Annotated in this window: 2 protein-coding genes and 1 pseudogene; all 3 read right to left on the bottom strand. The window is 63.8% G+C overall.

Annotated features, from left to right (window positions below):
- Positions 1–1,325, bottom strand: a 1,325-nt coding sequence (radA, locus tag EN964_RS29020) for a DNA repair protein RadA (protein WP_127277037.1), incomplete at its 3' end; no start/stop codon positions are given.
- A 57-nt stretch (positions 1,326–1,382) separates the two neighbouring features.
- Positions 1,383–2,873 carry a replicative DNA helicase gene (locus tag EN964_RS29015; RefSeq protein WP_127267851.1) on the bottom strand — a complete coding sequence of 497 codons (1,491 nt, stop codon included), beginning with the start codon at positions 2,871–2,873 and terminating at the stop codon, positions 1,383–1,385.
- Between the two features lie 227 nt (positions 2,874–3,100).
- Positions 3,101–3,568: pseudogene (locus EN964_RS29010) on the bottom strand (RNA polymerase subunit sigma-24); the annotation flags it as partial.

Genomic DNA, 3,568 nt, shown 5'->3' with positions numbered 1-3,568 from the left:
GAACCGGACCCGATCCCCCCGGCCAGTTCCCCGCTGCCCGAAGGCAGAACCGCGCTTCCAAAACCCAGCTTTTCGGCTTCCTTGAGGCGCTGTTGCGCATGCGCAACCGGCCTCACGGCGCCCGAAAGGCTGATTTCGCCGAAATAGACGCAATCGGCGGGAAGGGCAAGACCGGTGAGCGAGGAAACCAGGGCGGCCGCCACTGCCAGATCGGCCGCGGGCTCCGAAATCCGGTAGCCTCCGGCGACGTTGAGATAGACATCGTGGCTGCCGAAGCGCACCCCGCAATGGGCTTCGAGAACTGCCAGGATCATAGACAGCCGGGCGCCGTCCCAGCCGACGACGGCGCGGCGCGGCGTGCCGAGCGAGGAGGGTGCGACCAGTGCCTGGATCTCGACCAGCACCGGCCTTGTCCCCTCCATGCCGGCGAAAACCGCGGCCCCGGGCGATTTTGCATGGCGCTCGCCAAGGAAAAGCTCGGACGGATTGGCAACCTCGCGCAGGCCCTTGTCCGACATTTCGAAGACGCCGATCTCGTCGGTCGGTCCAAAACGGTTCTTCACCGTACGCAGGATGCGATAGTGATGGCCGCCTTCGCCCTCGAAGTAGAGCACGGCGTCGACCATATGCTCGACGACACGCGGCCCCGCGATCTGGCCTTCCTTCGTGACATGGCCGACCAGCACGATCGCAGCACCCGTGGATTTCGCATAGCGGATCATCGCCTGGGCGGCGGCGCGCACCTGTGTGACGGTGCCCGGTGCCGAATCGGCAAGGTCGGTCCACAGCGTCTGGATCGAATCCAGGATGACGAGATCAGGCCGCTTGCCGTCGGCGATCGTCGCCAGGATGTCCTCGACATTGGTCTCGGCGGCAAGTTCCACCGGAGAAGAGGCGACGCCAAGCCGCTGCGCCCGCAGCCTGATCTGCGCGACCGCCTCTTCGCCCGAGACATAGACGATGCGGTGGCCTTTTGATGCTAGCGCCGCGGCCGCCTGGGTGAGCAGCGTCGACTTGCCGATACCAGGATCGCCGCCGACCAGCAGCGCCGAGCCGCGCACGAAACCACCGCCGGTGGCGCGATCGAGTTCGCCGATGCCCGAAATGATGCGTGGCGCATCCTCGATGTCGCCGGACAGCGTGGTCAGCACCACCGCGCGGCCCTTGCGGGCATTGCGCGTGTTGGCCGGTCCTGAGCCGATGCCGCCGGACGTGCCTTCCTCGACCAGCGTGTTCCACTCGCCGCAGGCATCGCATTTGCCGGCCCAGCGCTGATGCACCGATCCGCAGCTCTGGCAGATGAATTGGACCCGGGATTTGGCCATCAGCGGGATGCTGCTTGAAAATGGTCTGGGCGAGGTTGGCTGGGGTAGGTCAAAAAGCTACTCGAACCTTTCCGGCAGATGATGCTCCTCGGCGAGGTCGGAGAAGCGGGTGAACTCGCCCTGGAAGGCAAGGCTGACGGTGCCGGTCGGTCCGTGGCGCTGCTTGGCGATGATCACTTCGGCCTTGCCCTGGACTTCGATCATCTTCGCCTCCCAGGCGAGATGCTCGGGCGTGCCTTTCTCCGGCTCCTTGTTCTTGATGTAGTATTCCTCGCGGTACACGAACAGCACCACGTCGGCGTCCTGCTCGATCGAACCCGATTCGCGCAGATCGGACAGCTGGGGATGCTTGTCGTCGCGGCTTTCAACCTGACGCGAAAGCTGTGAGAGGGCGATGATCGGCACGCCCAACTCCTTGCCGAGTGCCTTCAGTCCGGTGGTGATCTCGGTGATTTCCTGGACGCGGTTCTGCGACGCCTTGGCGGACGAACCCTGCATCAGCTGGATATAGTCGATGACCATCAGGTCAAGCCCGCGCTGACGCTTGAGGCGGCGGGCGCGCGCCGCAAGCTGGGCAATGGAAATACCGCCCGTCTGGTCGATATAGAGCGGCCGTTTATGGTTCTCCTGCGTGTAGGCAACGAGCTTGCCGAAATCGGCCTCCGTCAGATCGCCGCGCCGGATTTTCGACGATGGGATCTCGGTCTGCTCGGAGATGATGCGGGTGGCCAGCTGCTCCGACGACATTTCGAGCGAGAAGAAACCGACGACGCCGCCATTGGCCGCCTTGACCGAACCGTCGGCCTGCTGGGCAGGCTCATAGGCGGCAGCGATGTTGTAGGCGATGTTGGTGGCCAGCGACGTCTTGCCCATGCCTGGGCGGCCGGCGATGATGATCAAATCCGAAGGCTGCAGGCCGCCCATGCGGTGGTCGAGATCGCGCAGGCCGGTGGCAATGCCGGACAGGTGGCCATCGCGCATATAGGCCGCGCTGGCCATGTCGACGGCATTCTTCAACGCATCGGAAAAGCTTTCGAAACCGCCATCGTAGCGGCCGTTTTCGGCCAGCTCGAACAGCCGCCGCTCAGCATCCTCGATCTGTTCGCCGGGCGCCATGTCGACCGGCGCGTCATAGGCGATGTTGACCATGTCCTCGCCGACCGTGATCAGCGCGCGGCGCGTCGCAAGATCGTAGATGGCGCGGCCATAGTCGGTGGCGTTGACGACGGTCACAGCCTCGACCGCCAGCCGCACGACATATTGCGCCATCGTCATGTCGCCGACCTTCTCGTCGGCGGGCAGGAAGGTTTTCAGCGTGATCGGCGTCGCGACCTTGCCCATACGGATAAACTCGGACGCCACCTCGAAGATCTTGCGGTGCAGCGGCTCGTAGAAATGGCTGGCCTTGAGGAAGTCCGAGACGCGATAGAAGGCGTCGTTGTTGACGAGGATGGCGCCGAGCAGCGCTTGCTCGGCCTCGATGTTGTTGGGCGCTTCACGATAAAGCGGTGTTTCCGCCACGCCGAATTTTCGCGCTGCTTCTGCCATGATATCCCCGATTTCGATCCCGGCCTTTCGATATCAGAACGTGACAAGTCCATGCTGACTTATCTGCACCAGTGCCTGTCCAATCAGCTTTGATACCCGCGATTCACAGCCGAGTTTTTTCGGTGGAAAGAATCACAATTGACTCGAATCGAAAGAACGATTGTAGCGCATCTATAGGGAGAACAAAACGAGAAAACAAGCGCTGGGTTCCTGTGCCGCCACTCCGTTCAAAGCTGACCGAGTCGCCCCTCGATGAACCGGCGTTCCGCCGGTTGCCGGGTCAACTCGATCGCCCGCCGGTAGGAGGTCCTTGCCGCTTCGGTTAAGCCAAGCCTGCGCTGCATGTCTGCTCGCGCCGCGTGCGCCAGATGGTAGCCGTCCAGCCCGCCTTGTGCCATGACCGCCTCGATTTCCGCCAGTCCGGCCTGCGGGCCGTCGCGCATGCCTATGGCCGCGGCGCGGTTGAGTGCCACGACCGGTGAGGGGTCGACGCGGCCGAGCACATCGTAAAGCGCGACGATCTGTACCCAGTCGGTCTCCGCCGTGCCTGCCGCCTCGGCGTGGACGGAAGCAATGGCCGCCTGCAGGATATACGGTCCGATGCGGCGCGAGGCGATCGCCCGACCGATCAGGCCGTCGGCCTCGGCGATCGGCGAACGGTCCCACAGCGTGCGGTCCTGATCCTCCAGCAGGAC

Source organism: Mesorhizobium sp. M7A.F.Ca.CA.001.10.2.1 (genome assembly GCF_003998575.1).
In the GTDB taxonomy this organism is placed as follows: Bacteria; Pseudomonadota; Alphaproteobacteria; order Rhizobiales; family Rhizobiaceae; genus Mesorhizobium.
The sequence above is the reverse complement of the archived record's forward strand: the minus strand, read 5'-3'. Positions and strand labels throughout refer to the sequence as shown.